Origin of the sequence: Nonomuraea sp. NPDC003804 (assembly GCF_040610675.1) — a bacterium.
In the GTDB taxonomy this organism is placed as follows: domain Bacteria; phylum Actinomycetota; class Actinomycetes; order Streptosporangiales; family Streptosporangiaceae; genus Nonomuraea.
Window position 1 is genome coordinate 1 of record NZ_JBEXMT010000134.1, and the last position, 1,071, is coordinate 1,071.

3 protein-coding genes are annotated in these 1,071 nt (G+C 66.8%); all 3 read right to left on the reverse strand.

The window, feature by feature from the left end:
* Nucleotides 1-404, reverse strand: a 404-nt coding sequence (locus tag ABZX22_RS45295) for a helix-turn-helix domain-containing protein (protein ID WP_354923586.1), incomplete at its 3' end; no start/stop codon positions are given.
* Between the two features lie 22 nt (nucleotides 405-426).
* Nucleotides 427-747, reverse strand: a complete 321-nt coding sequence (locus tag ABZX22_RS45300) for a winged helix-turn-helix domain-containing protein (RefSeq protein WP_329754609.1) — start codon at nucleotides 745-747, stop codon at nucleotides 427-429.
* A partial coding sequence (locus tag ABZX22_RS45305; RefSeq protein ID WP_354923590.1) for a phage regulatory CII family protein occupies nucleotides 744-1,071 on the reverse strand: 328 nt, incomplete at its 5' end. The genes ABZX22_RS45305 and ABZX22_RS45300, both read right to left, overlap by 4 nt.

A 1,071-nucleotide genomic window follows, 5' to 3' on the forward strand; every position in this document is an offset into this window, starting at 1 on the left:
GTTGCTCTTGGTTCGGGTGCAATAGCTGTTGCACCCTTTTCGACGCCGTTTTGCACCCTTTCCTGCGTCGTTTTGCACCCTTCGGAGGCCTGTTTTGCACCCTTTGCAAAGGGTGCAATTTCTGCACCCTTCATCCATTCAGGGTTGATCCGGTACTGGCGGGTACGACCACCTTCACCGAATCCGCTACGACGGCCACCGATGCCGGCGTTGACCAGCACCAGCCAGCCGGATTGCTCCATGCGGCGGAGCTGGTACTGCACCGACCGCTCGGACTGCCGGGTCTTCTCGGCCAGCCGCGCAATCGACGGAAAGATGTGCGTGCCGTCGTCGTGCGCGTGGTCGGCAAGCGCCAACGCCAGCAGCATCTCGCCGCCGCCGTTCGGGTAGCGGTCGAAGACCATGCCTGTAACTCGTGCGCTCACGTCAGATCCCCAAGGCCAGGTTCTGGCCCGGGGCGACCGGCCACCAGGTGCACGCGGTGCGGCCGCTGACGGCGCACGGCTTGTTGGGGCCGCGCCACACACGCCCGGCCTTGATCAGCTCAGGCAGACGGCGGGCCAGCATGTATCGGTCAAGGCCCGTGGCCTGCGCCAGCTCGTTGCTGGTCATGCCAGGGTTGTCCGTCACGGCCTTGGCGCTCTGGTCGTGCTGGTGCGCCTGCAGACCGCTGGCGACCACGTAGTTCGCCGCCTCATGGCTCGTGCTCAGATCGCTCGCGCGCGCCGGATGGTTGATCGTGCTCATGCCCCACCCCGCTCGGCCGCTGCCTCAGCGTGCTGGCTTACCTGCACCAGCCTGGCCATCACCGCCGCGCACCCACGTGCGATCGCGTCAGCCTCGTTCGGCGAGATCCTGCCGTCATCCAGCGCCGATGAAACCAACTCGGCCAGATCCCCTTTGGCGGCCGCCGCCTGCAGCAGCGCGCTGATCAAGGAGCCGGATTCGGGGGCGTCGCTGCGCTGCGCCACGAAACCGTGCTGCGCACACAGCGCGTGCAGGATGCGGAAGTCACCGGTGCGCGCCATCAGCGCGTCCGCTTCCTGCAGGCTCAGCAGGTTGCGGTCGGTG